The sequence below is a fragment of the Streptomyces lienomycini genome, assembly GCF_027947595.1.
GTDB lineage: Bacteria > Actinomycetota > Actinomycetes > Streptomycetales > Streptomycetaceae > Streptomyces > Streptomyces lienomycini.
Map to the genome: position 1 here is coordinate 3,330,172 of NZ_CP116257.1, position 26,999 is coordinate 3,357,170.

Here is a 26,999-nt window from a genome sequence, read left to right on the forward strand (position 1 = left end):
CCGCATTTGGGAGCGCTCCCATCCCAGAGGGAGCGCCATCTCCCCCCGAGGAGCCCGGACGTGAACAGACGCAGAACCGCGCTCGTCTCCCTGACGGCCCTGCTGGCGGCGGCCGTCACCGCGCTGCCCGCCGCCCCGGCCGGTGCCGAGGAGACCGAGCAGGTCAGGAACGGCACCTTCGACAACGGCACCGACTCCTGGTGGGCGAGTGCCGATGTCACCGCGGCCGTGACCGACGGCCGGCTGTGCGCCGACGCCCCCGGCGGCACCACCAACCGCTGGGACGCCGCCCTCGGCCAGAACGACGTCGCCCTGGTCGCGGGGGAGTCGTACAGGTTCTCCTTCACCGCCACCGGTACGCCCGCCGACCACGTGGTCCGGGCGATCGTCGGCCTGTCGGTGTCCCCGTACGACACCTACTTCGAGGTCAGCCCGCAGCTGAGCGTCTCGGGCAACACCTACTCGTACACCTTCACCTCGCCCGTCGACACCGCCCAGGGCCAGGTCGGCTTCCAGCTCGGCGGCACGCCCGACGCCTGGCGGTTCTGCGTGGACGACGTGTCCCTGCTGGGCGGGGTGGCGCCCGAGCCGTACGTGCCGGACACGGGGCCGCGGGTGCGGGTCAACCAGGTCGCCTACCTGCCGTCGGGACCGAAGAACGCCACGCTCGTCACCGACGCGACCACCCGCCTGCCGTGGCAGCTCAAGAGCGACGCCGGACGGGTCGTCGCCCACGGCTGGAGCAAGCCGCGCGGCGTCGACGCCTCCTCCGGTCAGAACGTGCACTCGATCGACTTCGGCCGCTACAAGAAGCGCGGCGAGGGCTACACGCTCGTCGCCGACGGGGAGACCAGCCGCCCGTTCGACATCGGCACGGCCGCCTACGAGCGGCTGCGCCTGGACTCGGCGAAGTACTACTACACGCAGCGCAGCGGCATCGCCATCAGCGACGAACTCCGCCCCGGCTACGGCCGCCCCGCCGGACACGTGGGCACGGCACCCAACCAGGGCGACACCGAGGTGCCCTGCCAACCCGGCGTGTGCGACTACACCCTGGACGTCTCCGGCGGCTGGTACGACGCCGGCGACCACGGCAAGTACGTCGTCAACGGCGGCATCTCCACCTGGGAGCTGCTCAGCACCTACGAGCGCTCGCTGCACGCCCGCACCGGGGAGCCCCGCAAGCTCGGCGACGGCTCGCTCGACATCCCCGAGAGCGGCAACAGGGTGCCGGACATCCTCGACGAGGCCCGCTGGGAGCTGGACTTCCTGCTGAAGATGCAGGTGCCAAAGGGGCAGCCGCTGGCCGGGACGGCGCACCACAAGATCCACGACGAGCAGTGGACCGGGCTGCCGCTGCTGCCGAGCGCCGACCCGCAAAAGCGCGAGCTGCACCCGCCGACCACCGCGGCGACCCTCAACCTGGCGGCGACGGCCGCGCAGGCCGCCCGCCTGTACCGACCCTACGACCGGGAGTTCGCCGCGAAGGCCCTCGACGCGGCCCGCACCGCCTGGACCGCCGCACTCGCCCACCCGGACCTGCTCGCCGACGAGAACGACGGCATCGGCGGCGGCGCCTACCCCGACCACGAGGTGGCCGACGAGTTCTACTGGGCCGCGGCCGAGCTGTACCTGACGACGGGGGAGCGGGACTTCAAGGAGTACGTGCTGAACTCCCCGGTCCACACCGCCGACATCTTCGGCCCGACCGGCTTCGACTGGGCGCGCACCGCGGCCGCCGCCCGCCTCGACCTGGCGACCGTCCCCAGCCGGCTCCCCGGCCGTGACCAGGTCCGCCGCTCCGTCGTCCGGGGCGCCGACGGCTACCTCGCCACGCTGAAGGCCCACCCCTACGGGATGCCCTACGCCCCCGACGGCAACGTGTACGACTGGGGCTCCAGCCACCAGGTCCTCAACAACGCGGTCGTCCTCGCCACCGCCTACGACATCACCGGCGGCTCCACGTACCGTGACGGTGCCGTCCAGAGCATGGACTACATCCTCGGCCGCAACGCCCTGAACATGTCGTACGTCACCGGCTACGGCGAGGCCAACGCGCACCACCAGCACAGCCGCTGGTACGCCCACCAGCTCGACCCCACCCTGCCCGCGCCGCCCGACGGCACCCTGTCCGGCGGCCCGAACTCGAGCATCCAGGACCCCTACGCGCAGAGCAAACTCCAGGGCTGCACAGGCCAGTTCTGCTTCATCGACGACATCCAGTCCTGGTCGACCAACGAGCACACGATCAACTGGAACGCCGCGCTGGCCCGGATGGCCTCCTTCGTGGCGGACCAGGCATGACCGGCTGACGCCCGCGCCCCGCGCCCGAGGGCCGCGCCGCCGCTTCCGCGGGAAACGCGGAAAGCCGGTGCGGCCCTTGTGGCGTGCCGTGGATTCTGACCTTCTTTCAAAGGCGGCCGAGGTTGCCCGGTCGCCTTGTTGACCATGAGTGGTTTGTGCGAGAGTGAAGCACCCGTGCGGGGGGTAAAGGCCGGGTCTCGCACGCGCTTTGACGGACCGGGTCCGATTTCGCCATGGCGAATTCACGCCCCTCGTGCCGCGCCCCAGAGGTACACACCAATTCGTGGATCCTTTTCGGCGCTCGGAACTTCTGAGTCACCTGCGCGTGGGAAGGAAACACCTCAGTGCCCACCCCCCACCCTCCTCGGCCCGTCCACCCGCCCTCCGGCGGAGACCCCGGGGAGTCCGACGAGCTGCTGGCCGCGCGCCTGCGGGACGGCCCGGAGAGCGACGCCGCCCGGATCGCCGCGCTGCTGATGGCCCGCCACTGGCAGCCCGCGCACGACTACGCGACCGTCTGCCTCGCCACCTCGGACCAGGTCACCGCCATGGTCACCGCCGCCGCCTGGCACCGGGTGCTGGCCCGCCTGGCGCAGGGCGAACCGGCCACCGCGCTGCGTCCGCGGCTGCTGGTGGCCGTGCGCGACACCGTCCGTCAATGGTCCGCGGAGGACGCGATATCCGGCGTTCTGCCGCAGTTGCTCAAACCCGCCGGCGGACGGGGCATGCGGGCGGCGAAGTCCCTGACTCCGGAAAACCGCACCCTCGCCGCGCGGGCATTCGCGTCTCTTCCCGGACCGGCCCGTTGTTTGCTGTGGCACACGGAGGTCGAAGGCGAGCCCATAAGCGTCCCGGCCGGTCTGCTCGGCATGGATACCGACACCGCGTCGGCCACTCTCGAGCAGGCGCGGGAGAAATTCCGCGAGGGTTGTCTGCACGCCCACAGGCAGTTGGCGCCGAGTCAGGACTGCCGCTTCCACAGCCGACTGCTCGACGTCCCGATCCGCCGGGGCGGGGCCCTGCTCCCGGACGTCCGCAGGCATCTGGCGGACTGCCGGCACTGCCGACACGCGGCCGACCAGCTCGGACACTTCGAACGTGAGCTGGGGACACTGATCGCCGAAGCCGTGCTCGGCTGGGGCGCCCGGCGCTATCTCGACTCACGTCCGCCGCGCGCGACACGGGGCGCGCAGGCCAAGGGCGCCGCCCGGCACCGAGGAGGGCGCCCCGGGCTGCTGGCCCGCATTCCCGTGCCCGTGCGCAGGATGCCCGGCCGTCCGCGCTCGGGCCGGTCCGTGCTCAGGCAGTTCGGCGCCGCCTCGGCCGGAGTGCTGGCCGTCGTACTCGTGGTGAGCGTGTGGTCGTACGACGGCGGCGGCGCCGATCCGGCCGCCTCCACCAGCGCCGTCGACGGCGAGGGCGAGACCTCCGCGACGAGCCGCCCCGAACCGCCCGACGCGGCGGGGCTGCCCACGGCGCCCGACCGCACGCGGCTGCGCAACGTCGGCGCGGACCTGTGCCTCGACGTGCGGGGCGAGCCGAAGGCCGGGGCGGGCGCCCGGCTGGCGAAGTGCTCCGAGGCGTGGACCCAGCAGTGGACCCGCGAGGACGGCGGACTGCTGCGCAGCGTCGCCGATCCCGGGCTGTGTCTGGACTCGCGGGCGGACGCCGGCGTCGTCATCCTCGGTACCTGCGCCGACGAGGGCACCGAGCGGGGCGACGACGTGCGCTACGACCTCACCGGCCGGGGGGAGCTGGTCCCGCGCGGCCAGAGACTGCTGGCGCTCGCCGCCACCAGGCCCGCCCCGGACGCCGACATCGTCGTCAAGGTCCACGACGGCTCCGTGGCGCAGCGTTGGCGCACCGACCCGGTCCCGACGGCGGAGGGCTCCCTGTCGATCGCCCGCACCGACGCCCCGGACGCGCGGGCGGTGGAGATGTCCGGCGGCTGAGCAAGCCTCCCGCGCGACGTCGTCAGCGGTGCGGAAGACGGTGCCACCGGCCCCCCTCACACCGGGGCCTCGACGAGGTCCGAGGGCCCCGGTGTGAGCGGTGACGCGTGCCCGGACAGGGCCAGGGTGAGGTCGAGTTCGGCGAGCAGGCAGCGGATCACGTGCTCGACGCCGGCCTCTCCGTCGAGGCCGAGCCCGTAGGCGTAGGGGCGGCCCAGGAGCACCGCCCGCGCGCCGAGCGCGAGGGCCTTGAAGACGTCGTCGCCGGTGCGGACGCCGCTGTCGAACAGCACGGTCAGCCGGTCGCCGACCGCCTCCACCACGCGCGGCAGGGCGTCGGCCGCCGCGACGGAACCGGCCACCTGGCGGCCGCCGTGGTTGGAGACGACCACCCCGTCCATCCCGGCGTCGGCGGCGAGCCGGGCGTCGTCCGGGTGCAGGACGCCCTTGAGGACGATCGGACCGTCCCAGTTCTCCCGCAGGAACGCCAGGTCCGGCCAGGACTTGCCGGGGTCGGAGAACATGCCGACGAAATGCATCACCGCCGCGTTCGGGTCCTCGTGCACCGGCTTGGCCAGACCGGCCTGGAAGGCGGGGTCCGAGAAGTAGTTGGCGGTGCCCACCCCGTGCAGGAACGGCAGGTACGCCTGGTCGAGGTCGCGCGGGCGCCAGGACAGCAGCGGCGTGTCCAGCGTGACGAACAGCGCCGTGTACCCGGCCGTCCGGGCGCGGTCCAGGAAGCTGCGCGCCACCTCCCGGTCCTTTGGCCAGTACAGCTGGAACCAGCGCTCGGCGTCGCCCATCGCCTCGGCGACCTGCTCCATCGGGGTGCTGGAGGCGGAGGACAGGATGTAGGGCACGCCCTGCGCGGCCGCGGCCCGGGCGGCGGCGGGCTCCGCGTCCGGATGCATGATCGACAGGACCCCGACCGGCGCCAGCGCCAATGGAGCGGGCAGTGGACGGCCCAGGACCTCGACGCGCAGGTCGCGCTCGTGCACGTCCCGCAGCATCCGCGGGACGATCCGGCGCCTGGCCAGCGCCGCCCGGTTGGCGCGGGCGGTGCTGCCGTCCCCCGCGCTGCCCGCGACGTACCCGAAGGGACCGGGTCCCAGGCGCCGCTCCGTCAGCTCCTCCAGCCGGGTCAGATCGGTGGGCAGCCGCGGCACCGCGCCCGTCATGCCGCTCAGGTAGATCTCGTACTGGAAGTCCGCCCAGTGCTTCGGCATCCCACGTCCGCCTCTCGTCGTCGGGCTCGCGCCGCCAGCACCATACCCGCGGGTATGCCGGGGTCGGCCGCCAGGGCGGACGGGGCTGTTTCAGGGGTGTTTCAGGCCTATCGGCGAAGGCGTGGATCACGCCATTCGGCCGGTTCCGGACTGAGAAATCGATCAAGAACCGCCGTGTTCCGGACTTGGAACGTTCTAATTTCGTGACTTCGCGCCACTGATTCAATACGCAAGGTTACCGAAACCCGTGGGGTCGAGATGAGTTTCGGTGCCGGACTCGGCAGACTCGCGCTCGCCGTTCCGGCACCGACCGGGCCGGACCGGCACCACCCTCGAAACGAGCGGAAGGATGCACACCATGCGGAACACCGCGCGCTGGGCAGCGACTCTGGGCCTGACGGCCACCGCCGTCTGCGGGCCCCTCGCCGGGGCCTCCCTCGCCTCCCCGGCCACCGCCCCCGCCTCGCTCTACGCCCCCTCGGCCCTGGTGCTGACCGTGGGGCACGGAGAGAGCGCTGCCGCCGCCGCACCCCTGCGCGCGGTCACCCTGACCTGCGCCCCGACGGCCTCCGGGACCCACCCCGCCGCCGGGGCGGCCTGCGCCGAACTGCGCGGGGCGGGCGGCGACCTCGACGCCCTCGCGGCCGAGGACGAGGTGATGTGCACCCGGGAGTACGCCCCCGTGGTCGTCACCGTCGACGGGGTCTGGCAGGGCCGACGCCTCTCCTACGAGCGCACCTTCGCCAACGAGTGCGTGAAGAACGCGGGCAGCGCGAGCGTCTTCACGTTCTGAGGCCGGGACCGCCAGGACCCCGCGGCGTGACCGGCTGCTCGCTACTGGGGAGTGCGAGCGCCGCCGCACGGGTCCCGCGGTCCCGCACCGGGGGCGGCGGACGGAGTGGGGCCGTCCGCCGCCCTCCTCCCGGCCCGGGGGCGCCGCCGGTCACTCCTTCCCGGCGGGCCCGTCACCGGACCCGGACGACCTGGCCCGGTGGCTGGTGTCGCACCAGGGATAGCGGCGACTGCGCCGGCAGGTGCACAGCGCCACCCGGAAGCGGTCGGACGACACCGTCGTCCCGTCCTCCAACTCCACCTCCACCGGCCCCTCCACCAGCAGCGGCCCCCGCCGCTGGACCTTGATCCGGCGAGGAGCCCCGGACGGGCGGGGGGCCTCGGACGGGCGGGGGGCCTCGGACGGGCGGGGGCCTCGGACGGGCGGGGGGCGTCGGAAGAGCGGGGGGCGTCGGAAGGGCGAGCGGTCTCGGACGGGCGAGACGGGTCAGACGGGGAGTTCGGCACGGACGACCACCAACTCCTCCTCGTACTCGGCCAGGGACAGCAGCCCGCGCTGCCGCAGCCAGCGCTCCCGGCCCCGCACCACGGGACCGAACGCGATCCGCCGCCGCCGGGTCACCGCGGCCTTCAGGCCCGCCTCGCGCAGCAGCCCCTCGGTCCTCGCGGGGTCGCTGAGCGCCGACTGCACGAGCAGCAGCACACCACCGGGGCGCAGCAGGCCGGGCGCCTCCCGGCAGATCCGGTCCAGGACCATGCGGCCGTCGTGACCCGCGTCCCAGGCCCGGGCCGCACCACGCGGCCGGCGGCCACCGGCCGGCGCGGGCACGTACGGCGGGTTGGCCAGCACCAGGTCGAACGACTCACCGCGTACGGGCGTGAAGAGGTTGCCGTGCCGGACACGGACCCGCAGTCCGGCCCGTGCGGCGTTGAGCCGTGCGGCGCACACCGCCCGCCACGACACGTCCACCGCCGTCACCCGGCCGCCCCGCAACGCCGCGGCCAGGGCGAGGGCGCCGGTACCGGTGCCCACGTCGAGCACGGCCGCGCCCGCCGGGAGCGACTCGTCGGACAGCGCCCCGGCCAGCAGGGCGGTGTCCTCCTGAGGGGCGTAGACGCCCGGTAGCACCATGAAATTCACGGAACCCACGTACCCCGGCCGTCACGAAATATGGGAAATTTCCCCACGAGCACGGTGCGTCGCGGGCCGCGGTGTGCGCAGCGACGAGTGTCCCGCCCGCCAGTCGGCGAGCAGCCGGGCGCCGAAGCGGTCGTCGAGGTACCCGGTGGCGTCGATGCCGAACACGACGTCCGCCGCGAGCCCCGGTTCCTGCTCCAGCAGGCCGTCGATCACCTCGTGCCGCACGATCTGCTCGTGCACCGCGTCGGCCTCGACGTGCTCGTCGTAGAAGTGCTCGGCGGCAGGCCCGGCCCCGGTGCGGCGCATCGCCTCGGCGAGCCGCCTCGAACCGGGCGACGAGGTGATCTCCACCGCCGCGAAGTGCCCGACCAGCGCGCCCCGCAGGGACCGGTGCAGGCCGAACAGCGACATCATGTTCACCGTGGCCAGACACTCGGCCGAGGCCGCGTCGAGATGGCACCCGTACGTGGTGTCCAGGCCCAGGTCGGTCATGAGGTCGGCGAACAGCCGGGCGTGCACCCGGTCGGCGCGGCCGCCCCCGTACTCGTCGAACTCGACCGCGGCCATCGCCGCCTTCGCGCGCCCCCACAGCCGCGGCAGCACCCAGGCGTGCGGGTCGGCCTCCTTCAGGTGGTACAGGGAGCGCTGGGCGGCGTACTCGCGCAGCTGCCACAACTCGCCCTCGTCCCGCAGGAAGTGGCTGACGCCCTCACCGCGGACGGGTTCGACGAGCAGCGCCCCGACCGCGTCCGCCACGCTCCCGTGCACCGGGGTGTCGGTTCGCAGGGCGGACAGGAAGCGCCGCTCCAGAGCGGCTCGGACGCGCAGCAGGCCGGGGTCCCACTCGAGGTCGGGGCAGACGCCCGCGAAACCCCGGTAGTGCAGCTCGTAGCACTGGTACAGGGCGAGCTGGAGATCGTCGCCGTACACGGGCGCGGCGGCGACGGCCCCAGGGGCCGGCAGCGCACCCGTGCCGAGCAGATAGGCGCCGACGGCCCCGGAGACCGGGCCCCGGGCCGTCGGCGGCTGTGGTCCTTCACGGTCGTACTCCATGCGGCGCGAGTACCCGGCGAGCGCCGTGGCACCCGCGCCCGTGCGCGGCGGCGCGTCAGTCTCCCTCGGCGTCCTCCTGGACCCCGGGGTTCGGCGAGGTGGCGTCCCCCGCCTCGCCCCGGTGCTCTCCCTCGTCGGACTCCGCGTCGCGGGGCCTGTCCTCCTCGATCTCGCGCAGGACCTCCTCGACGGCGGTCTCGGGCTGCTTGTGGTCGTGCTCGCCGTTCCGGGACAACGGGTTCTCCTCTCCTCGCGGGTTCGCTCTCGGGTTCTCGAGTCCGCCTCGTACGGTCTGCGCCGTTCGCGCGGCTCGTGGATCTCGTGCGGTCCACGGTCGTCTCGACGTGGACGGTCAGTTCGACGTGGACGCCAGGCGCAGCGGCGCCGGTGCCGGGGGAGCGGCCTCGTCGCTGCGGCGGACGACCTCGGCCCACCAGGACGGGCCGTCCTCGATGTGGCGCAGCAGGACACCTTCGCGGATCGCCCAGGGGCAGAGCGTCACCGAGTCGAGACCCGTCAGCTTCATCGCCGTGTGCCCGACGACGGCGCCCGCCAGACTCTGCGCCGAGCGGGGCGCGGAGATGCCGGGCAGCCGGGCCCGCTCGGCGGCGGACAGGGCGGCCAGCCGGCCGACGGCGTCCCCCAGGTCGGAGCAGAGCATGCGCCGCACCATGAAGGGCCCGTGCCGGCCGGGCGGCGCTCCGCACAGCCGCCCCAGCTGCTGGAAGGTCCGCGAGGTGGCCACGGCGGTGCGCGGCCCCTCCCAGCGGATCCGTGCCGCCGCGTCCCGCAACTGGTGGCGGACCTTGCGGCGCAGCGCCCGGAGCTGGTCGGGCGAGGCGGGGTCCTGGCCGCCCGCGAGGAACTCGTGGGTCAGCCGGGCCGCCCCCAGCGGCAGCGAGGCCACGAAGCCGGGCAGCCGGCCACGCCCGAACGCGATCTCCAGCGAGCCGCCGCCGATGTCGAGCAGGGCGAGCGGCCCCGCCCGCCAGCCCATCCAGCGCCGCGCCCCGAGGAACGTCAGCTCCGCCTCGACCTCGCCCGGCAGGGTGCACAGCGGCACGCCGGTACGGGCCCGGACCGTGCGCAGCACCTCCTGGCGGTTCGGTGCGGCGCGCACCACGGCGGTCGCGAAGGCCAGGGGGCCGGAGGCCCCCCACCGGTCCGCGGTCCTGCCCGCGTCGGCGACCGCCGACACGAGCCGCTCCACGGCCTCCTCGGGGACCGGACCGCCCGGCCTCACCTGCTCCGACAGCCGCAGCCGCCACTTCGCGGTGTGCACCGGCAGCGGGACCCCGCCCTCGGCGTCCGCCACCATGAGCCGAACCGTGTTCGACCCCACATCCACCACGCTGATCCGCATGAGGGCAACAGGTACCCATTCGCGGGCCGGTCAGGCCAGTTGCCGCCGCACCAGCTCGTGCAGCCGGCCCCCGGTGTCGGCGAGCAGCTCGGCCGGCGGGCCCTGCTGGGCGACCCTGCCGTCCTCCATGACGATCACGCGGTCGGCGTCCAGCACCGTGGACAGACGGTGCGCGATCACGACGCGGGTGGCGCGGAGCGCCTTGGTGGACTCGATCACCGTGCGCTGGGTCTCGTTGTCCAGGGCGCTGGTCGCCTCGTCGAAGAAGAGGACACGCGGTCGGCGGATCAGCGCCTGCGCGATCATCAGCCGCTGCCGCTGGCCCCCGGAGACCGCCCCGCTGCCCGACACGATGGTGTGCAGGCCCATCGGCATCCGCCTGATGTCGTCCGCGAGCCCCGCCATCTCGGCCGCCGCCATCGCCTCCTCGGGCGTGTACGGCTCGGTGCCGCAGATGACGTCCAGGATCGAGCCGGTGAACGGCTGCGCGTGCTGGAGCACCACCCCGCACTGCCGGCGCACCGCCGACCGGTCCAGCGCGGCCAGGTCCTGTCCGTCGTACAGGACGCTGCCCGACAGCGGCCGGTCGAAGCCGATCAGCAGCCGCAGCAGGGTCGACTTGCCGCAGCCGCTGGGGCCGACGACCGCCACGAACTCGCCGGGACGCACCTCGAACGACACGTCGTCCAGGACCGGCGGACCGTCGTCGGTGTACCGGAAGGACAGCCTGCGCGCCTCGACCGCCCCCGACAGCGGTCCCGGACGGGTGCTCGCCGTCCGCACCTCGGGCGCGGCGTCCAGGACCGGCCGGATCTCCTCGAACAGCGGCAGCGCCGCCACCCCCGACACGAACGCGCCGGTCAGCTGGGTGACCGAGGTCAGCAGCATCGTCACCGAGGCGTTGAAGGTGAGGAACTCCGCCGCCGACATCGAGCCCCGCGCCGGACCGGCGAGCAGCATGAACATCAGCAGCGTGCACAGCGGCAGGTAGACCGCGCCGAGGACCGCGTTCAGGTTCTTGATCCGGCCCGCGCGCCGCTGCAGTTCACGGCTGTGCGCGAACCGCTCCGCCCACGCCGCGTAGGCGTAGTTCTCGGCGGCCGCCACCCGCAGCTTGGGCAGCCCGCTCAGTGTCTGGAACGCCTGGTTGTTCAGCTTGTTGGTGAGCTTGACCAGCCGCCGCTGCCAGCGCACCTGCCACAGTCCGAGCCCCAGGAACACCCCGGCGACGACCACCAGCACGCCGATCGCCGCGAGCGCCATCGGCACGCTGTACCAGAGCAGCAGCCCCAGGTTCATCACCCCGACCGTCACCGACTGGACGACCGTCGGGCCGACCCCCGCGAGGAGTCTGCGGATCGCGCTGACGCCCATGGCCGCGCTCGCCAGCTCGCCGGTGGAACGCTCGGTGAAGAACCCCGTCGGCAGCCGCAGCAGCCGGTCCCACACGGCAGGCTGGAGCGTCGCCTCGATCCGGCCCTCCAGGCGCAGGATGGTGAGGTTCTGCACCAGCATGAAGGCCGCCGCGACGACGCTGCTCAGCATCACCGCGAGGCACACCTGCGCGATCAGCCCGGTCTGCGCCGTCGGCACGAACTCGCCGAGCACCCGGCCCGTGGCGATCGGCACCAGCGCTCCGAGCGCCACCGTCACCAGACCGGCGAGCAGCAGGGACGTCAGGTCCCGGCGCGTGCCCGCCAGGCAGAACCGCAGCAGCCGCAGCGGACCGAGCCGGCGATCCGGCAACGGCCGGTAGAACATCACCGCGCGCGGCTCGAACTCCCCGGCGTTCGCCTTCTCCACCGGCGTCTCCCGACCGGTCGCCGGATGCACGGCCGCATAACCGCCGCGCCGCCACAGCAGCGCCACCGGCGCCCCCGACAGGGTGCGGTGCCCGACCAGCGGCCCCACGTCGTCGCGCCACCAGCGGTCCTCCAGCCGCACCGGCCTGGTCCGCACGCGCGAGGCGAGCGCGATGCGCTCCACCGGGTCGAGCCGGTCGCTCTCCGCGTTGCCCGTGCCCGGCTCGGCCAGCGGAATCCCGGCGGCGCCGGCGACCAGCCTGCAGGCCGCGTACGTGGCGTCGGCGTCGGCTGCCGTGGTGCGCCCCGCCGAACGCTTGCCGAGGGAGGCCAGCAGCGTCCGGTCGGCCTGCGCGCGCACCGCCTCACCGGCCTTGATACCGGCCGCCGTCCGGGTCTCGTGGGTGCGCTCCACCTGCTCGATCCACCGGTCCAGGGTGGTCAGCAGCCGGTACTGCTGGTCGACCAGGCTCTGCCACAGCGCCGGGTCCATCAGCAGGTCGGAGGCCGCCTCCTCGCCGTAGACCGCGCCGTACCGCACGCTGCCCGGCGGGACCTGCATCCAGAACACGTCGTCGTCCGTGGGCGCCGCGGCCCGGTCGGAAGCCATCGGCGCCTGGAACAGCACGGTCAGACCGCGGCCCACGCCGAGCGCGAGGGCGTACTCCAGCGGACTGGTCGTCGGCGGCACGTACCGCGGGTTGCCGTACGCGTCGTACGACCACGTCTGCGTGTGCGCCGGCTGGTACAGCTCGCGCAGTCCGATGCGGTGCACCACGCAGTCCCGCAGCGGACGCGCCACCAGCGTGTGCTGCGGACCGGCGACCGGCCCGAGCAGCACCGAGCCCGCCTCCAGGCGCCCCAGGTGGTGCCAGTGGCCCTGCTCCCCGGCGTCGACCGCGAACAGGTCCACCGCGCCGGACACCACCAGCCACAGCACCTGCGGCCCCTCCAGGTCCAGCCGGTTGGACCCGGCGCAGTCGACGCGCGTGCCCAGCGCGCCGAGCGCCCCGAGGACGAGGTCGCCCTGTTCCTCCCGTACGGTCGTCATCTCACCGCTCCCCGACCAGCGCCGCGTACGCGCCACCGCGCGCCACCAGCTCCTCGTGCCGCCCGCGCTCCACCACCGTGCCGTGCTCCAGGACGACGATCTCGTCGCTGTCCCGTACGGTGCTGAGCCGGTGCGCGATCACCACGCAGGCGCAGCCGCGCCGGCGCAGGTTGTCCATGACCACCAGCTCGGTCTCCGCGTCCAGCGCACTGGTCACCTCGTCCAGCACGAGGACGCTGGGCCGGCGCACCAGCGCCCGCGCGATCTCCAGGCGCTGGCGCTGCCCGCCGGAGAAGTTCCGGCCGTCCTGCTCGACCCGGCTGTGGACGCCGCCCGGCCTGCGCGTCACCACGTCGTACAGCGCGGCGTCCCTCAGCGCCTCCACCACGGCGTCGTCGGGGATCGACGGGTCCCACAGCGCCACGTTGTCGCGCACCGAGCCCTCGAACAGGAACACGTCCTGGTCGACGAAGGAGACGGAGGACGCCAGCGCCCCGCGCGGGATGTCGTCGAGCCGCTGCCCGTCCACGCGGATCACCCCGTCCCAGGGCGCGTACAGGCCCGAGATCAGCCGCGACACCGTCGACTTGCCGCTGCCCGAACCGCCCACCAGCGCCACCTGCTGCCCCGGCCCGACGGTCAGGTCGAAACCGGTCAGCAGCGGCTCGTCGAGCGGGTTGTAGCCGAAGGACACGTTCTGCAACTCGACGTGGCCGCGCAGCCGGCGGGTCGAGTCGGCGCCGCCCGGGCGGTCGTAGAGCGGGTCCGCCCGGAAGTTCTCCACGTCCTTCAGCCGGGCCACGTCGGCCGCGAAGTCCTGGATGCGGCCCGCGACGCCGTTGAGCCGGGTCAGCGGGGCCGTGAAGCGGACCACCAGGGCCTGGAAGGCGACCAGCAGACCGACCGAGATGTGGCCCTCCACCGCGCGCATGCCGCCGATCCACAGGATCAGCCCGCTGTTCAGCGTCGCGAGCGTCGGCGCGACCACGCCCAGCCAGGCGCTCGGCACCCCGAGCCGCTGCTGCTCCTCCAGCGTGGTGGCGTGCTGCCCGGCCCACTTGCGGAAGTAGCCGTCCTCGCCGCCGGTCGCCTTCATCGTCTCGATCAGCTGGAGGCCGGTGTACGCGGTGTTGGTCAGCCGCGCCGTGTCCGCCCGCAGCTTCGCCGTACGGGTCGCGCGCAGCCGGATCACCACCCGCATCGCGAGGATGTTGAGCAGCGCCACACCGATGCCGACGAAGGTGAGCTGCGGGTCGTACGTGTACAGCAGCACGGCGTACAGGACGACCACGATCGCGTCCACGCCCGCCGCGGCGAGGTCGCGGGCCAGCGTCTCGGCGACCGCGTCGTTGGACTGGAGGCGCTGCACCAGGTCGGCGGGGCTGCGCTGGGAGAAGAAGGTGACCGGAAGCCGCAGCAGGTGCCGCAGGAAGCGGGCGCTGGACAGGGTCGAGGAGATGATGCGGCCGTGCAGGAGGTTGGCCTGTTGCAGCCAGGTCAGCACCACCGTGAGCAGCACACAGGCGCCCATCGACGCGAAGAGCACGCCGAGCAGCGAGGTCTGCCCGCCGATCAGGAACAGGTCGATGTAGGTACGGCTGAGCGCGGGGACCGCCGCGCCGACCGCCACCAGGAGCAGGCTCGCCAGCACGGCCGCGGGCAGCGTGCCCGCGGTGCCGCGCAGCCGGGCGGGCATCGCGCCGAGCACACCGGGCCTGCGGCCGCCGCGGGTGAAGCCGTCGCCGGGCACCATGGTCAGCACGACCCCGGTGAAGCTGCCGTCGAACTCCTCCAGGGACACGAAACGGCGGCCCTTGCCCGGGTCGTTGACGAACACCCCGCGCCGCCCGAACCGGCGGCCCATGCCGTCGTAGACGACGTAGTGGTTGAACTCCCAGAAGAGGATGGCCGGTGCCGTCACCTCGGCGAGCGCGGCCAGGTCCATCTGCATGCCCTTGGCCGTGAGCCCGTACCTCCGCGCGGCCTTCAGCAGGTTGCTGGCGCGCGACCCGTCACGGGAGACACCGCAGGCGATGCGCAGCTCCTCCAGCGGGACATGCCGGCCGTAGTGCCCCAGCACCATCGCCAGGGAGGCGGCGCCGCACTCCACGGCCTCCATCTGCAACACGGTCGGCGTACGGACGGTCTTCGCGCGGCCCTTGGGCACGCCGCGCCCGGGCGGGGCGGCGCGGCGTCTGCCCCGGGTCTCCTGTGCGGTGCTCACGGCAGCAGCCAATCGACGGGACGCCGGTCGGCCAGCCGGATGGAGCCCGCGGCCAGGGTCATGGAGGTCAGCTCGAACGGCGGCCCGTCGGCCGAGGACCACTCGTAGCCGCTCCTGGTGGACGTCGATTCCGCCAGTTCCACCGTCACGGCGACCGGCCTGCCGTCCTTGGTGAACTGCTCGCCGAGCGCGCCGTCCCCGAGGAACGCACCGATCGTCTGAGCCGACTGGGCCGAGCGGTCCACGGACTTCACCTCGCCGTGCAGGACGCCGTACCGCTGCGTCGGCACCGACTGCACGGTCAGGTCGACGGAGGCGTGCGCGGGGATGGCGGCCGCGCTCTCGGCGGGCACGTAGACGGTGGCGCGGAGCGGATCGTCGGCGTGGGCGACCTTCTCCACCGAGGCGACGTTCGCGCCGGTGGCGATGATCTGCCCGACGGTGGCGGCGAGGCCGCTGACCCGGCCGGCGTCGACCGAGCGGACCACGGTCTCGCCCTCGGAGGTGCGGACCTTCAGCACCGGGGCGTCGGCGGCCAGCCGCTGACCGGGGCGCGCGAGGACCGCGGTGACCTGCCCCGCGACGGGACTCTGCAGCAGGTAACTGCCCTGCCCGTGGGTGAGGACGGCGGGGGCGGCGACCGTGGAGGTCACCGAGCCGCCCACCGCCCACACGGACGCGGCGGCCATCGCGACCACGGTCACGGACAGCGCCAGCCAGCCCTGCGGGCGGGCGAAACGCACCGGGAGGTCGAGCCCCTCCGGTGACTGGAGTTTGGTGAGGGCCTGTTGGCGGAACTGCACGACTGACGTACCCCGGGCTCGATGAGAACGGCCGAAGAAGGACAACGGCCGAAAAGTCCCGGAGCCTGGCCGGCTCCGGGACTCAGCGACGCAAGGGCGCGATCAGAGACCGGCGACCAGGCCCGTGACCGGGGCCGTGTTCAGGCCGGTGACACCCTCGACGGTGCCGACGGCCGTGTTGAGCAGGCCGGAGACCGGGGCGATGCCGTCCACCAGACCGGTGACGGTGCCGGCGGCGTTCACGTTCAGGCCGCCGGAGACGTTGTCGAGGTCGGCGTCGGAGATCTCGACGGTCTCGACCCGGGGGGTGGAGTTCATGATGGAACTTCCCTTCGTATAGCCATTTCACAAGGGGGGAGCGGCCCCCTCTGGGGACAGATGACGGCCGCGACCGCGGGCGCCGGGCGCCCGTTTCCAGAGCCCTCCGCGGCCCCCGCGGTGCGATGGATCAAAGCACGCGGCCGGTCCGTGCTTCCAATCAATCACCCCTCCCACCAGCGCACTTGCGACGACCGGGCGCCCAACGGTGCAGGACCGCGCACGCCGTCGGGTCGACTTCTTCACACGGTGCGCGACATCGGCCCGTGCGACCCCTTGCCCACGCGGAAGTGATTGGGGCACTCCCGCCCCAAACGCGTACCGGGCCCCGCCGGGTTGTGCAGATCCTCCAGCGAGGGTGACCGGGTTGGGCAATCGATGTGCAGATTCGCTGAAGCACACGATCCGTTCCGCGGTCTCAACAGTGCGTCAGCGAACGAGTGCGGAGCGTGGGCGGTCGACGGGACATGACGACCCGTCTGAACACCCCGCCCGGTCCGTGCGTACCAACAGCCGTCCAGGCGTCCCCACAGCTGCCGGACCGGCGGGCACGGGCCCCGGTCCCAGGAGGTCGAGCAGGTTGAGTCACCAGCGAATTCCGAAGCGCAGGGCCGCGATGGCGGCAGGCGGTGTGGTGGCGCTCGGCGCGGCCGCGATCCTGCTGCCCACCGCCAACGCCTCGCAGGGCGGCGGCTCCCCGGACGACGCCGCGTCGGCGCCCCGGACCCTCAAGGCGGCGGACGCGTCGCAGCTCGCCTCGCGCCTCGCCGGACTGCTCGGCGACACCTTCGCGGGCTCCTACTACGACTCCGGCGCGCAACGGCTCGTCGTCAACGTCGCCGGCGGGGACGACAACCCCGTCGTCGCGGACGCCGAGAAGGCGGGCGCGGACGTCCGCGAGGTCGACCACAGCATGGGCGAACTGCGCGGCGGCGCCCGGACCCTGAAGTCCGAGGCGAGCATCCCCGGCACCTCGTGGGCGATCGACCCGCGCACCAACAGGATCCTGGTGACCGCCGACAGCACCGTCACCGGCGACCGGTGGGACCGGCTGGAGTCCACCGTCGAGCGCCTCGGCTCCGGCATGGCGACCGTCAGGAAGTCGGCCGGTACCTTCAGAACGTTCGCGTCCGGCGGCGACGCCGTCTTCGGCGGCGGAGCGCGCTGCTCGCTCGGCTTCAACGTCACCGCCGGCGACGGCTCGCCCGCCTTCCTGACGGCCGGTCACTGCGGGGTCGCGGCCGACCGGTGGTCCGACGCGCAGGGCGGGCAGCCGACAGCCACCGTCGACCGGGCCGTCTTCCCCGGGGCGGGCGACTTCGCACTCGTCACGTACGACGACCCGGCGACCGACGCCCCCAGCGAGGTGAACCTCGGCGACCGGGCCCTCCCGATCAGCCGGGCCGCGGAGGCGACGGTCGGGCAGGAGGTCTTCCGCATGGGCAGCACCACCGGACTGGCCGACGGCCAGGTCCTCGGCCTCGACGCCACCGTCAACTACCCCGAGGGCACGGTCACCGGCCTCGTACAGACCGACGTCTGCGCCGAGCCGGGCGACAGCGGGGGCTCCCTGTTCACCGGGGACGGCCTCGCGATCGGTCTGACCTCGGGCGGCAGCGGTGACTGCACGGTCGGCGGCGAGACCTTCTTCCAGCCGGTCACCACCGCGCTGGACGCCGTGGGCGCCACCCTCGGCGACGGCGACACAGGCGCCGGTGACACGGGCGTGGCGGACGGCACGGGCGCAGGTCACGAGGACGGCTCCGGGCCGACGGGCCGACGGGCCGACGGGCTGGCGGGCGGGAGGTGACGCCCCGCACCGCAGTGCCCCGCGCGGTGGCACGCAGCGTGGCCGGTCCGACCCGTAGGCCGCGCGCCCGGCGTTTCAGGGCGGCCCCGCCGGGGGACCCGGAGGGCCGAGCGCGGCAACGCGCGACCGGCGCAACCAGAAGGAAGATGATGCTCGTGACCACGGACACCACCCGGAAACCCGCTGTCCGCAGGCTGGAGACAGGCTGGTCGAAGGCCCGTCGCCTGCGGAGCAGGGGAGTGATGCGTACCTGCGTACCCGCCGTCGAGGACCGCGGAACCGCCCGCGCACCGCACCTGGGCCAGGAGTCGAACATCGTCCGGGGCGAGGACTGAAGCAGCCCCGAGGGCGGACACCGCCCGGCGCGCCGGCCCCGTCGCCGGCGCGGTGCGCGTTCCGGGCAGGTCACGAGGCCGGTCCCGGACGGCGAAGGACACGCCGGTAGCGTCACGGGCGTCCCGCACCGCCCGCCCCGACCGCAGCAAGGCACTGAACCGTTCATGAACATCCTGGTCACCGGCGCCGCCGGATTCATCGGATCCCGGTACGTCCGCACGCTCCTCGCGCGCGACGCGCCCGACGAGCCGCGGATCACGGTGCTCGACGCCCTCACCTACGCCGGGACCACCGCCAACCTCCAACTCGACCACCCACGGCTGGAGTTCGTGCACGGCGACATCCGCGACACGGCGCTCGTCGACAAGCTGGCGGCCGAGGCCGACCAGGTGGTGCACTTCGCCGCGGAGTCCCACGTGGACCGCTCGATCCACGCCGCGGCCGACTTCGTCCTCACCAACGTCGTCGGCACCCAGAACCTGCTGGACGCCGCCCTGCGCCACGGCGTGGGCACCTTCGTGCACGTCTCCACCGACGAGGTCTACGGCTCCGTCGAGACGGGCTCGGCGACCGAGGAACACCCGCTGCGGCCCAGCTCGCCGTACTCCGCCTCGAAGGCGTCGGGCGACCTGCTGGCCCTCTCGTACCACCGCACCCACGGCCTCGACGTCCGGGTGACCCGGTGCTCCAACAACTACGGCCCGCACCAGTTCCCCGAGAAGCTCGTGCCGCTGTTCGTCACCCACCTCCTGGACGGCCGCAGGGTCCCCCTCTACGGCGACGGACGCAACGTCCGCGACTGGCTGCACGTCGACGACCACTGCCGGGGCGTCGACCTCGTGCGGACCCGGGGCCGGGCCGGCGAGGTCTACAACATCGGAGGCGGCACGGAGTTGAGCAACCTCGACCTCACCGGCCTGCTCCTCGACGCCTGCGACGCGGGCCCGGACCGGATCGTGCACGTCGCGGACCGCAAGGGCCACGACCTGCGCTACTCGGTGGACTGGAGCAAGGCCCGCGAGGAGCTGGGCTACCGCCCCCGGCACGACTTCCCGGCCGGACTGGCCGAGACCGTCGCCTGGTACCGGGACAACCGCGCCTGGTGGGAGCCGCTCAAGCGGCGCACCGACGTGGCGTGAGAGGCGTCCCGCCCGGTCAGCAGTGCGTCTTGGCCAGCAGCTCCAGGACCTCCCGCGTCGTGCCCGTCTCGCCCAGGCGCGGGAAGATCCGCTCGACGCTGCCCCGGTGCGCCTGTGCGCTCATGTCGCTCATGGCGTCGGTGGCGAGCGTGACGTGGTAGCCGTGCTCGTGGGCGGCTCGGGCGGTGGACTCCACGCCGATGCTGGTGGCGATGCCGCAGAGCACGATCTGGGTGACGCCGCGGCGACGCAGCTGCACGTCGAGACCGGTGCCGTGGAAGGCGCCCCAGTTGCGCTTGGTGACGGTGATGTCGCCGGGGTGCCCGGCCAGTTCACCGACCACGACGTCCCAGCCCTCGGGCCGCGGACCACCGGCCCCTCCCGCCTCCGTACGGCCGGGCACGGCGTCCGCCCCGTCGGCGGCGAAGGAGACCCGGACCAGTACCACGGGCAGGTCCCGGGCCCGGAAGGCTTCGGCCAGTTCGGCACTCCGGGCGACGACCTCGGGGCCGGTGTACGGCTCGGTGGGCGCGGCGACGATACCGGCCTGGAGGTCGATGACGACGAGGGCGGTGCGGGGGTCGAGGGTGGTGACGCTCATGACCTCACCGTAAATTCCACAGCCAAGACTGTCCAGCTAAACTGAACAGTTTTACCTGCTGATTACGGGGGCGCCGCCGGCCCTCCGGCGCTAGGCTGGCCCCGTGCGTCTGCTGATCATGTCCGACACCCACCTGCCCAAGCGGGCGAAGGAACTGCCGGCGCCGCTGGTGGCGGAGATCCCGCGCGCGGACGTCGTCCTGCACGCGGGGGACTGGGTCGACACGGCCACCCTCGACCTGCTGGAGAGCCGCAGCCGCAGACTCGTCGGCGTCCACGGCAACAACGACGGACCCGCGCTGCGCGCCAGACTGCCCGAGGTGGCGTACGCGGATCTCGGCGGCCTGCGTTTCGGCGTGGTCCACGAGACCGGCGCCGCACAGGGGCGAGAGGCACGGTGCGCCGCCCGGTTCCCCGGCCTCGACGTCCTCGTCTTCGGGCACAGCCACATCCCCTGGGACACCACGGCCGCCACCGGCCTGCGGCTGCTCAACCCGGGATCGCCCACGGACCGCCGCCGTCAGCCGTACCGCACCTACATGACGGCCACGGTCACCGACGGCCGGCTCGGGGCCGTCGAACTGCACCGGCTGCCGACGGGGTGAACGCGCAGCGGTGCGGAGCAGTCCGGCCGCCCCGGACCCGACCGAACACCCGGACTACTCGTCCCAGGCCTGGATCATGGTCTGCTCGACGATCTCGCCGTCCCGCAGCGACAGCATCGACTCGGCGAGGACCCGCACCCCGTCCGGACAGGTGCACTCCTCGGTGAACGCGACCTGGTCGCCCTGGACCACGCAGCGTTCCATCCGGTGGGTCATGTCGCGGCTGTAGACGTCGTCGAGCATCTCGGCGATCTCGTCCCGGCCGTGCAGCACCTTCGGACGGCTCGGCTGGTCGTACCGGTCGACGACGCGGACCCGCGCGTCCCGCGCGTACAGCGACAGCAGGGGTGCCGCCGTCTTCCCCTCGATGCCCCGGCGCAGTGCTTCGGTGTCGAAGCCGGGGTCTGCCGTGGTGCTCATGACGACCTCCTTCGCACGTCGAGGGCCGCGGCCCGGAGCGGGAACGGGCCGCCCGGCCCTCTCCTTCGAGCTTCCTCCGTCCCGGCGCCCGCGGCAACGCCCGCCCCGGCACTGGTCCTCACGGGTGAGCGGCGCCGCCCGCCCGTGTCCGCCCCGGCCCGCCCGCGTTGCTCAGCACATGATCTCAACACGACGTATCGCCGCCGTCGTCGGGCTCGCCGCCGGTGTCACCGGCCTCGCGGCCCCGATGGCGAGCGCGGCCGGCGGGGGCGCCCTGGGCTCCGAGAAGCTCAGCGTGACCAACACCCTCGACTCGCTCGCGGTCGACGACATGCCCGCCGAGGACCGGGCGCGGATGCCGCTCCCGTCCCAGCAGCTGAACCGGCTGCACGACCTCCAGCAGCTCCAGCAGGTCACCGGCCTGGTCTCGCCCGTCTTCGGCGTGGTCCCCGCCCTGGGCTGACCTCCGCGTCAGCCGCCGGTCGCCAGGAACTGGGTGGCCGCCAGCTCCGCGTACAGCGGATCGGCGGTCACCAGCTCCCGGTGCGTGCCGACCGCGCGCACGCGCCCCGCGTCCATCACCACGATCCGGTCGGCCGTCGTCACCGTGGACAGCCGGTGCGCGACGACCAGCACCGTCGTCGTCCGGGCCACGTCCGCCACGGTGTCGCGCAGCGCCGCCTCGTTCACCGCGTCCAGCTGCGAGGTGGCCTCGTCGAGCAGCAGCAGACGTGGCCGGCGCAGCAGCGCGCGGGCGATCGCCACCCGCTGACGCTCACCGCCCGACAGCTTGGTGCCGCGATGCCCGACCAGCGTGTCCAGGCCCTTCGGCAGCCGATCGACCAGACCGTCGAGACGGGTCGTCTTCAGCGCGGCGACGAGGGAGCCCTCGTCCGCCTCCGGATGGCCCAGCAGCAGGTTGTCCCGCAGCGAACCCGACAGCACCGGGGCATCCTGCTCCACATAGCCGATCGCGGCCCGCAGCGAGGCCAGGTCCCACTCCGCGAGGCTCCGGCCGTCCAGTGTGATTTCCCCGGAGCCCGGGTCGTAGAAGCGCTCGATCAGCGAGAAGACGGTGGTCTTGCCCGCGCCGGACGGGCCGACGAAGGCCGTCATCCCCCGCGCCGGCACCTCGAAGCTCACCCCGTGGTGGATGTACGGCGCGTCGTCGGCGTAGCGGAAGCGGACGTCGTGGAAGGCGACGGACGCCGGCCGCGCGCCGGGCGACGGCAGCGGGACCGGCCGGGACCGCGGCTCCGCGGGCAGGCGCAGCGCGTCCTGGATCCGGCCCAGCGCCGCCCGGCCCGTCTGGTACTGCGTGATCGCGCCGACGACCTGCTGTATCGGGGACATCAGATAGAACACGAACAGCAGGAACGCGACCAGCGTCCCCACGTCGATCGCCCCCGTCGCCACCCGCGCACCGCCCACCGCGAGCACCGTGATGAACGCGATCTGCATCGCGAGGCCGGCCGTGTTGCCCGCGGCGGCCGACCACTTGGCCGCGCGCACGCTCTGCCGCCAGGACTCCTCCGCCGCCTCGTGCAGCGCCCGCTCCTCCCGGGGCTCGGCGCCCGACGCCTTCACCGTGCGCAGCGCACCCAGGATCCGCTCCAGCGCGGCGCCCATCACGCCCACCGCGTCCTGCGCCCGCCGGCTCGCCCGGTTGATGCGCGGCACGATCAGCCCCAGCACCGTGCCCGCGCCCACCACCACCGCGAGCGTCACCCCGAGGAGCACCGCGTCGACCACGCCCATCATCACCAGCGTCGCCACCAGCGTCAGCCCGCCGGTGCCGAGGCCGATGAGGGAGTCGGTGGTCACCTCGCGCAGCAGGGTCGTGTCGGAGGTGATCCGGGCCATCAGGTCACCGGGCTCGGTGCGGTCCACCGCCGCGATCCGCAGCCGCAGCAGATACGACGACAGGGTCCGCCGCGCCCCCAGCACCACCGACTCCGCGGTGCGCCGCAGCACGTACGAACCCAGCGCGCCGAGCGCCGTGTTGGCGACCACCAGCCCCGACATGGCCAGCAGCGCCCCCGTGATGGTCCGGTCGTGCGCCAGGTCGTCGATCAGCTCCCGCGCCACCAGCGGCAGCAGCAGTCCCGTGGCACCCGTCACCAGGGACAGCAGGGCACCCGCGAACAGCGCCGTGCGGTGCGGCCGTACGTACGACAGGAGCAGCCGCCAGGCGGGCGGGTCGGTCTCCGGCTGTGCGGTACTCACGTCGCTCCTTCGGCACGCGGACGGGGCACTCAGGCTACGACGGCGTCCGGCGGCACCGCCCGGCGGTGCGCCCGCGACCACCCGCACCCCGCGAACCGCCCTGTCACCTGCTCCTTCCCGATCACTTGCGCGTAGGGTCTGGGGGAACGCTGAACGGCCGAGGAAGGGGTCAGGACCATGGCGCAGGAAGTACGCGGCGTGATCGCACCGGGCAAGGACGAACCGGTGCGGATCGAGACGATCGTCGTGCCGGACCCCGGCCCGGGCGAGGCCGTGGTCAAGATCCAGGCATGCGGGGTGTGCCACACCGACCTGCACTACAAGCAGGGCGGCATCAGTGACGACTTCCCCTTCCTGCTCGGACACGAGGCCGCGGGTGTCGTGGAGTCGGTCGGCGCCGGCGTCACCGACGTCGCCCCCGGCGACTTCGTCATCCTCAACTGGCGTGCCGTGTGCGGCAAGTGCCGGGCCTGTCTGCGCGGACGGCCCTGGTACTGCTTCGACACCCACAACGCCGAGCAGAAGATGACCCTCGCATCGACCGGTCAGGAGCTGTCCCCGGCCCTCGGCATCGGCGCCTTCGCCGAGAAGACCCTGGTCGCCGCCGGACAGTGCACCAAGGTCGACCCGGGCGTCTCCGCCGAGGTGGCCGGCCTGCTGGGCTGCGGGGTGATGGCCGGCATCGGCGCCGCCATCAACACCGGCAACGTCGGCCGCGGCGACTCCGTCGCCGTCATCGGCTGCGGCGGAGTCGGCGACGCGGCGATCGCGGGGTCCTTCCTGGCGGGCGCGTCGAAGGTCATCGCCGTGGACATCGACGACCGCAAGCTGGAGACCGCCCGCTCCATGGGCGCCACCCACACCGTCAACTCCCGCGAGACCGACCCCGTCGAGGCGATCCGCGAACTGACCGGCGGCTTCGGCGCCGACGTCGTCATCGAGGCCGTCGGCCGCCCCGAGACCTACCGGCAGGCCTTCTACGCCAGGGACCTGGCCGGCACCGTCGTCCTCGTCGGAGTCCCCACGCCCGAGATGAGGCTGGAGCTGCCCCTCCTCGACGTGTTCGGCCGCGGCGGCTCCCTCAAGTCGTCCTGGTACGGCGACTGCCTGCCCTCCCGGGACTTCCCGATGCTCATCGACCTCCACCTCCAGGGCCGCCTGGACCTCGGCAAGTTCGTCACCGAGACCATCCGCCTCGACGAGGTCGAGCAGGCCTTCGACCGGATGCACGCCGGTGACGTGCTGCGCTCGGTGGTGGTGCTCTGATGGCCCCCCGCATCGAACGCCTCGTCACCTCCGGGCAGTTCAGCCTCGACGGCGGCACCTGGGACGTCGACAACAACGTGTGGCTCGTCGGCGACGACCACGAGGTCGTCGTCATCGACGCCGCCCACGACGTCGACGCGATCGCCGAGGCCGTCGGCGACCGCCGGCTGACCGCCATCGTGTGCACCCACGGTCACAACGACCACGTCAACGCCACGCCCGCCCTCGCCGACCGCACCGGTGCCACCATCTGGCTGCACCGCGACGACCTGCCCCTGTGGCGGCAGACCCACCCCGACCGCGACCCCGACGCCTGGCTGACCGACGACCTTGTCATCGAGGCCGCCGGCGCCGACCTGACCGTCCTGCACACCCCCGGCCACGCCCCCGGCGCGGTCTGCCTCTACGACCCGGGCCTCGGCACCGTCTTCACCGGCGACACCCTCTTCCAGGGCGGCCCCGGCGCGACCGGCCGCTCCTACTCCCACTTCCCGACCATCATCGACTCGATCCGCGACAAGCTGCTCGTCCTCCCGCCCGAGACGGAGGTCCGCACCGGCCACGGCGACCCCACGACCATCGGCGCCGAGGCCCCGCACCTGGAGGAGTGGGTCAAACGCGGGCACTGACCGGAGCGGTCGCGTTCAAGACCGCCCCGGACACGCGCCAAAGGTGACAGAAGATGTCCGGCTTCCCGTGCACCCTCGAACACGACATCTCCCGTACGGCACACGAACCGTGCGGGACGTGAGACACGTGAGGGAGAGGAACGGGAGCCGGACATGACAGGGTCACCCAAAGGACCGCTGGCAGGCAGGGTCGCACTGGTCGCCGGGGCCACCCGCGGCGCCGGACGGGGCATCGCCGTCGAACTGGGCGCGGCCGGCGCCACCGTCTACGTCACCGGCCGCAGCACCCGCGCCCGGCGCTCGGAGTACGACAGACCCGAGACTATCGAGGACACCGCCGACCTGGTCACCGAGGCCGGGGGTCACGGCGTCGCCGTACCCACCGACCACCTCGACCCGGCGCAGGTGGCCACCCTCGTCGACCGCATCGCCAGCGAACACGCCCGCCTGGACATCCTGGTCAACGACATCTGGGGCGGCGAGAACCTCTTCGAGTGGGACCGCCCCGTCTGGGAGCACGACCTGGACAACGGCCTCCGGCTGCTGCGGCTCGCCGTCGAGACCCACGTCGTCACCAGCCACCACGCCCTGCCGCTGCTGCTGCGCCGCCCCGGCGGACTGGTCGTCGAGGTCACCGACGGCACCGACGCGTACAACCGCGCCCACTACCGCAACTCCTTCTTCTACGACCTCGCCAAGGCGTCCGTCCTGCGCATGGCCTTCTCCCTCGGTCACGAGGTGGGCCCGCGCGGTGCCACGGCGCTCGCCCTGACCCCCGGCTGGCTGCGCTCGGAGATCATGCTCGACCACTTCGGCGTACGGGAGGAGAACTGGCGCGACGCCCTCGACCGCGTCCCGCACTTCGCCATCTCCGAGACGCCCCGCTACGTCGGCCGCGCGGTCACCGCCCTTGCCGCCGACCCGAACGCGGCCCGCTTCAACGGGCAGTCGCTCTCCAGCGGCGGCCTCGCCCAGGAGTACGGCTTCACCGACCTCGACGGCAGCCGCCCGGACGCCTGGCGCTATCTGGTCGAGGTCCAGGACCCGGACAAGCCCGCCGACGTCACCGGCTACCGCTGACCGGACGCACGGCGTCTGCCGGTGCGATCGTCGCGGCAGTACCGTCGGGCCCATGACGGACACCAGGCGATTCACGGACCACGCGGCACTCGTGACGGGCGCCGCCCGGGGCATCGGCGCCGCCACCGCACGACGGCTGGCCGCGGAGGGGGCCCGGGTGCTGCTGACCGACGTGGACCTCGACGCGGCGCGGGACACCGCGGCGCGACTGGCGGAACAGGGGCTCACGGCCGAGGCGTTCACCTGCGACGTGGGCGACCGGGCGTCCGTCGAGGCGGCCGTCGCCCACGCCGTGGACACCTTCGGCGCCCTGGACGTACTGGTCAACAACGCCTACGCCTGCGCGCCCGACGCCCCGCTCTTCGAGGACGAGCCGGACGAGGTGTGGGCCCGCGACCTCGACATCACCCTGACCGGCGCCTACCGCTGCTGCCGGGCCGCGCTGCCCCACCTCGCCGCCTCCGGGCGCGGCGCGATCGTCGGTATCGGCTCGGTCAACGGCGTCCAGGACTTCGGCAACCACGCCTACAGCGCGGCCAAGGCGGGGCTCGCCTCCCTGACCCGCACCCTCGCCGGACACGCGGCCCCGCGCGGCGTCCGGGTCAACCTCGTGACGCCGGGCACGGTGCGCACCACCGCCTGGGAGGGCCGGGACGAGGACCTGGCGGCGGTACAGGGGCTGTACCCGCTGGGACGGGTCGGCGAGCCCGAGGACATCGCGGCGGCCGTCGCCTTCCTGGCCTCGCGCGACGCCTCCTGGATCACCGGCACCACCCTCGCGGTCGACGGCGGCCTGACCGCGGTCAACACCGGCTTCCGGCGGGCCGTGCGGGAGGCGGACCGCACGGACTGACGGGTA

The 26,999-nt window shown here is 73.4% G+C and carries 25 protein-coding genes; 12 read left to right on the forward strand and 13 right to left on the reverse strand.

What is annotated here, in order from left to right; all coding sequences use genetic code 11:
* Positions 1–60: 60 nt before the first annotated feature.
* Both BJ961_RS15015 and BJ961_RS15020 read left to right on the forward strand, forming a co-directional pair.
* Positions 61–2,304, forward strand: a complete 2,244-nt coding sequence (locus BJ961_RS15015; RefSeq protein WP_271413323.1) for a cellulase — start codon at positions 61–63, stop codon at positions 2,302–2,304.
* Positions 2,305–2,648: 344 nt separating this feature from the next.
* The gene (locus BJ961_RS15020; protein ID WP_271413324.1) at positions 2,649–4,256 is read left to right on the forward strand and encodes an RICIN domain-containing protein; all 1,608 of its coding nucleotides are present in this window, start codon (positions 2,649–2,651) and stop codon (positions 4,254–4,256) included.
* A gap of 56 nt (positions 4,257–4,312) precedes the next feature.
* Here BJ961_RS15020 and BJ961_RS15025 read toward each other — a convergent pair whose 3' ends face one another.
* A complete protein-coding gene (locus BJ961_RS15025) occupies positions 4,313–5,482 on the reverse strand; it encodes a lactate 2-monooxygenase (protein WP_271413325.1) in 1,170 nt (389 codons plus the stop codon).
* A 358-nt stretch (positions 5,483–5,840) separates the two neighbouring features.
* On the opposite strand from BJ961_RS15025, the gene BJ961_RS15030 reads away from it, so the two are divergent.
* Positions 5,841–6,275 (forward strand): protease inhibitor, encoded by a 435-nt coding sequence (locus BJ961_RS15030; protein ID WP_271413326.1) that lies wholly within the window; start codon positions 5,841–5,843, stop codon positions 6,273–6,275.
* Between the two features lie 150 nt (positions 6,276–6,425).
* Here BJ961_RS15030 and BJ961_RS15035 read toward each other — a convergent pair whose 3' ends face one another.
* From BJ961_RS15035 to BJ961_RS15075, 9 genes are all read right to left on the reverse strand, one after another.
* The gene (locus tag BJ961_RS15035; RefSeq protein ID WP_271417054.1) at positions 6,426–6,623 is read right to left on the reverse strand and encodes a CDGSH iron-sulfur domain-containing protein; all 198 of its coding nucleotides are present in this window, start codon (positions 6,621–6,623) and stop codon (positions 6,426–6,428) included.
* A 138-nt stretch (positions 6,624–6,761) separates the two neighbouring features.
* Positions 6,762–7,406: a HemK2/MTQ2 family protein methyltransferase gene (locus tag BJ961_RS15040; RefSeq protein WP_271413327.1), complete on the reverse strand. Its 645-nt coding sequence runs from the start codon at positions 7,404–7,406 to the stop codon at positions 6,762–6,764.
* Positions 7,407–7,436: 30 nt separating this feature from the next.
* Positions 7,437–8,468 carry an iron-containing redox enzyme family protein gene (locus BJ961_RS15045; protein ID WP_271413328.1) on the reverse strand — a complete coding sequence of 344 codons (1,032 nt, stop codon included), beginning with the start codon at positions 8,466–8,468 and terminating at the stop codon, positions 7,437–7,439.
* Between the two features lie 55 nt (positions 8,469–8,523).
* Complete coding sequence (locus BJ961_RS15050; protein WP_271413329.1) at positions 8,524–8,703, reverse strand: hypothetical protein; 180 nt, start codon at positions 8,701–8,703, stop codon at positions 8,524–8,526.
* A 117-nt stretch (positions 8,704–8,820) separates the two neighbouring features.
* Positions 8,821–9,831, reverse strand: a complete 1,011-nt coding sequence (locus BJ961_RS15055) for a Ppx/GppA phosphatase family protein (RefSeq protein WP_271413330.1) — start codon at positions 9,829–9,831, stop codon at positions 8,821–8,823.
* A gap of 30 nt (positions 9,832–9,861) precedes the next feature.
* Positions 9,862–12,684 carry an NHLP bacteriocin export ABC transporter permease/ATPase subunit gene (locus tag BJ961_RS15060; RefSeq protein WP_271413331.1) on the reverse strand — a complete coding sequence of 941 codons (2,823 nt, stop codon included), beginning with the start codon at positions 12,682–12,684 and terminating at the stop codon, positions 9,862–9,864.
* 1 nt (position 12,685) lies between these two features.
* Positions 12,686–14,908, reverse strand: coding sequence for an NHLP family bacteriocin export ABC transporter peptidase/permease/ATPase subunit (locus tag BJ961_RS15065; protein WP_271413332.1), 2,223 nt, complete (start codon positions 14,906–14,908; stop codon positions 12,686–12,688).
* Positions 14,905–15,711: an HlyD family efflux transporter periplasmic adaptor subunit gene (locus tag BJ961_RS15070; RefSeq protein ID WP_271413333.1), complete on the reverse strand. Its 807-nt coding sequence runs from the start codon at positions 15,709–15,711 to the stop codon at positions 14,905–14,907. Before BJ961_RS15070 ends, BJ961_RS15065 begins: the two co-directional genes overlap by 4 nt.
* Positions 15,712–15,813: 102 nt before the next feature.
* Positions 15,814–16,029 carry a type A2 lantipeptide gene (locus tag BJ961_RS15075; protein ID WP_271413334.1) on the reverse strand — a complete coding sequence of 72 codons (216 nt, stop codon included), beginning with the start codon at positions 16,027–16,029 and terminating at the stop codon, positions 15,814–15,816.
* Positions 16,030–16,609: 580 nt separating this feature from the next.
* Between BJ961_RS15075 and BJ961_RS15080 the strand changes: the two genes are divergently transcribed.
* The 3 genes from BJ961_RS15080 to rfbB all read left to right on the forward strand — a co-directional run bounded on the left by BJ961_RS15080 (position 16,610) and on the right by rfbB (position 19,314).
* On the forward strand, positions 16,610–17,839 hold the full coding sequence (locus tag BJ961_RS15080) for a S1 family peptidase (RefSeq protein WP_271413335.1): 1,230 nt from the start codon (positions 16,610–16,612) through the stop codon (positions 17,837–17,839).
* A 155-nt stretch (positions 17,840–17,994) separates the two neighbouring features.
* Positions 17,995–18,174, forward strand: coding sequence for a hypothetical protein (locus tag BJ961_RS15085; protein WP_271413336.1), 180 nt, complete (start codon positions 17,995–17,997; stop codon positions 18,172–18,174).
* A gap of 165 nt (positions 18,175–18,339) precedes the next feature.
* Positions 18,340–19,314: a dTDP-glucose 4,6-dehydratase gene (rfbB, locus tag BJ961_RS15090; protein ID WP_271413337.1), complete on the forward strand. Its 975-nt coding sequence runs from the start codon at positions 18,340–18,342 to the stop codon at positions 19,312–19,314.
* Positions 19,315–19,330: 16 nt separating this feature from the next.
* Here rfbB and BJ961_RS15095 read toward each other — a convergent pair whose 3' ends face one another.
* A complete protein-coding gene (locus tag BJ961_RS15095) occupies positions 19,331–19,915 on the reverse strand; it encodes a hydrolase (RefSeq protein WP_271413338.1) in 585 nt (194 codons plus the stop codon).
* Positions 19,916–20,018: 103 nt separating this feature from the next.
* Here BJ961_RS15095 and BJ961_RS15100 point away from each other — a divergent pair, with 103 nt between their 5' ends.
* Positions 20,019–20,519, forward strand: coding sequence for a metallophosphoesterase family protein (locus BJ961_RS15100; RefSeq protein ID WP_271413339.1), 501 nt, complete (start codon positions 20,019–20,021; stop codon positions 20,517–20,519).
* Between the two features lie 54 nt (positions 20,520–20,573).
* Here BJ961_RS15100 and BJ961_RS15105 read toward each other — a convergent pair whose 3' ends face one another.
* Entirely contained in the window at positions 20,574–20,939 is a 366-nt protein-coding gene (locus BJ961_RS15105) for a nuclear transport factor 2 family protein (RefSeq protein WP_271413340.1), read from the reverse strand.
* Between the two features lie 178 nt (positions 20,940–21,117).
* Here BJ961_RS15105 and BJ961_RS15110 point away from each other — a divergent pair, with 178 nt between their 5' ends.
* On the forward strand, positions 21,118–21,402 hold the full coding sequence (locus tag BJ961_RS15110) for a hypothetical protein (RefSeq protein WP_271413341.1): 285 nt from the start codon (positions 21,118–21,120) through the stop codon (positions 21,400–21,402).
* Between the two features lie 8 nt (positions 21,403–21,410).
* Here the strand turns inward: BJ961_RS15110 and BJ961_RS15115 are convergent, their stop codons facing one another.
* The gene (locus tag BJ961_RS15115; protein ID WP_271413342.1) at positions 21,411–23,165 is read right to left on the reverse strand and encodes an ABC transporter ATP-binding protein; all 1,755 of its coding nucleotides are present in this window, start codon (positions 23,163–23,165) and stop codon (positions 21,411–21,413) included.
* A gap of 177 nt (positions 23,166–23,342) precedes the next feature.
* Here BJ961_RS15115 and BJ961_RS15120 point away from each other — a divergent pair, with 177 nt between their 5' ends.
* The 4 genes from BJ961_RS15120 (at position 23,343) to BJ961_RS15135 (ending at position 26,993) form a co-directional block, all read left to right on the forward strand.
* Positions 23,343–24,431, forward strand: coding sequence for an S-(hydroxymethyl)mycothiol dehydrogenase (locus BJ961_RS15120; RefSeq protein ID WP_271413343.1), 1,089 nt, complete (start codon positions 23,343–23,345; stop codon positions 24,429–24,431).
* Entirely contained in the window at positions 24,431–25,060 is a 630-nt protein-coding gene (locus BJ961_RS15125) for an MBL fold metallo-hydrolase (RefSeq protein ID WP_271413344.1), read from the forward strand. The genes BJ961_RS15120 and BJ961_RS15125 overlap by 1 nt, the downstream gene beginning before the upstream one ends.
* 153 nt (positions 25,061–25,213) lie before the next feature.
* Complete coding sequence (locus tag BJ961_RS15130; RefSeq protein WP_271413345.1) at positions 25,214–26,140, forward strand: SDR family oxidoreductase; 927 nt, start codon at positions 25,214–25,216, stop codon at positions 26,138–26,140.
* 52 nt (positions 26,141–26,192) lie between these two features.
* The gene (locus BJ961_RS15135; RefSeq protein ID WP_271413346.1) at positions 26,193–26,993 is read left to right on the forward strand and encodes an SDR family NAD(P)-dependent oxidoreductase; all 801 of its coding nucleotides are present in this window, start codon (positions 26,193–26,195) and stop codon (positions 26,991–26,993) included.
* Positions 26,994–26,999: the final 6 nt, after the last annotated feature.

Coding starts and splice junctions, on each gene's coding strand:
- BJ961_RS15025 (WP_271413325.1), bottom strand. CDS start 5,482: ATGCCGAAGCACTGGGCGGACTTCCAGTACGAGATCTACCTGAGCGGC.
- BJ961_RS15030 (WP_271413326.1), top strand. CDS start 5,841: ATGCGGAACACCGCGCGCTGGGCAGCGACTCTGGGCCTGACGGCCACC.
- BJ961_RS15040 (WP_271413327.1), bottom strand. CDS start 7,406: ATGGTGCTACCGGGCGTCTACGCCCCTCAGGAGGACACCGCCCTGCTG.
- BJ961_RS15045 (WP_271413328.1), bottom strand. CDS start 8,468: ATGGAGTACGACCGTGAAGGACCACAGCCGCCGACGGCCCGGGGCCCG.
- BJ961_RS15055 (WP_271413330.1), bottom strand. CDS start 9,831: ATGCGGATCAGCGTGGTGGATGTGGGGTCGAACACGGTTCGGCTCATG.
- BJ961_RS15060 (WP_271413331.1), bottom strand. CDS start 12,684: ATGACGACCGTACGGGAGGAACAGGGCGACCTCGTCCTCGGGGCGCTC.
- BJ961_RS15075 (WP_271413334.1), bottom strand. CDS start 16,029: ATGAACTCCACCCCCCGGGTCGAGACCGTCGAGATCTCCGACGCCGAC.
- rfbB (WP_271413337.1), top strand. CDS start 18,340: ATGAACATCCTGGTCACCGGCGCCGCCGGATTCATCGGATCCCGGTAC.
- BJ961_RS15095 (WP_271413338.1), bottom strand. CDS start 19,915: ATGAGCGTCACCACCCTCGACCCCCGCACCGCCCTCGTCGTCATCGAC.
- BJ961_RS15105 (WP_271413340.1), bottom strand. CDS start 20,939: ATGAGCACCACGGCAGACCCCGGCTTCGACACCGAAGCACTGCGCCGG.
- BJ961_RS15110 (WP_271413341.1), top strand. CDS start 21,118: ATGATCTCAACACGACGTATCGCCGCCGTCGTCGGGCTCGCCGCCGGT.
- BJ961_RS15120 (WP_271413343.1), top strand. CDS start 23,343: ATGGCGCAGGAAGTACGCGGCGTGATCGCACCGGGCAAGGACGAACCG.
- BJ961_RS15125 (WP_271413344.1), top strand. CDS start 24,431: ATGGCCCCCCGCATCGAACGCCTCGTCACCTCCGGGCAGTTCAGCCTC.
- BJ961_RS15130 (WP_271413345.1), top strand. CDS start 25,214: ATGACAGGGTCACCCAAAGGACCGCTGGCAGGCAGGGTCGCACTGGTC.
- BJ961_RS15135 (WP_271413346.1), top strand. CDS start 26,193: ATGACGGACACCAGGCGATTCACGGACCACGCGGCACTCGTGACGGGC.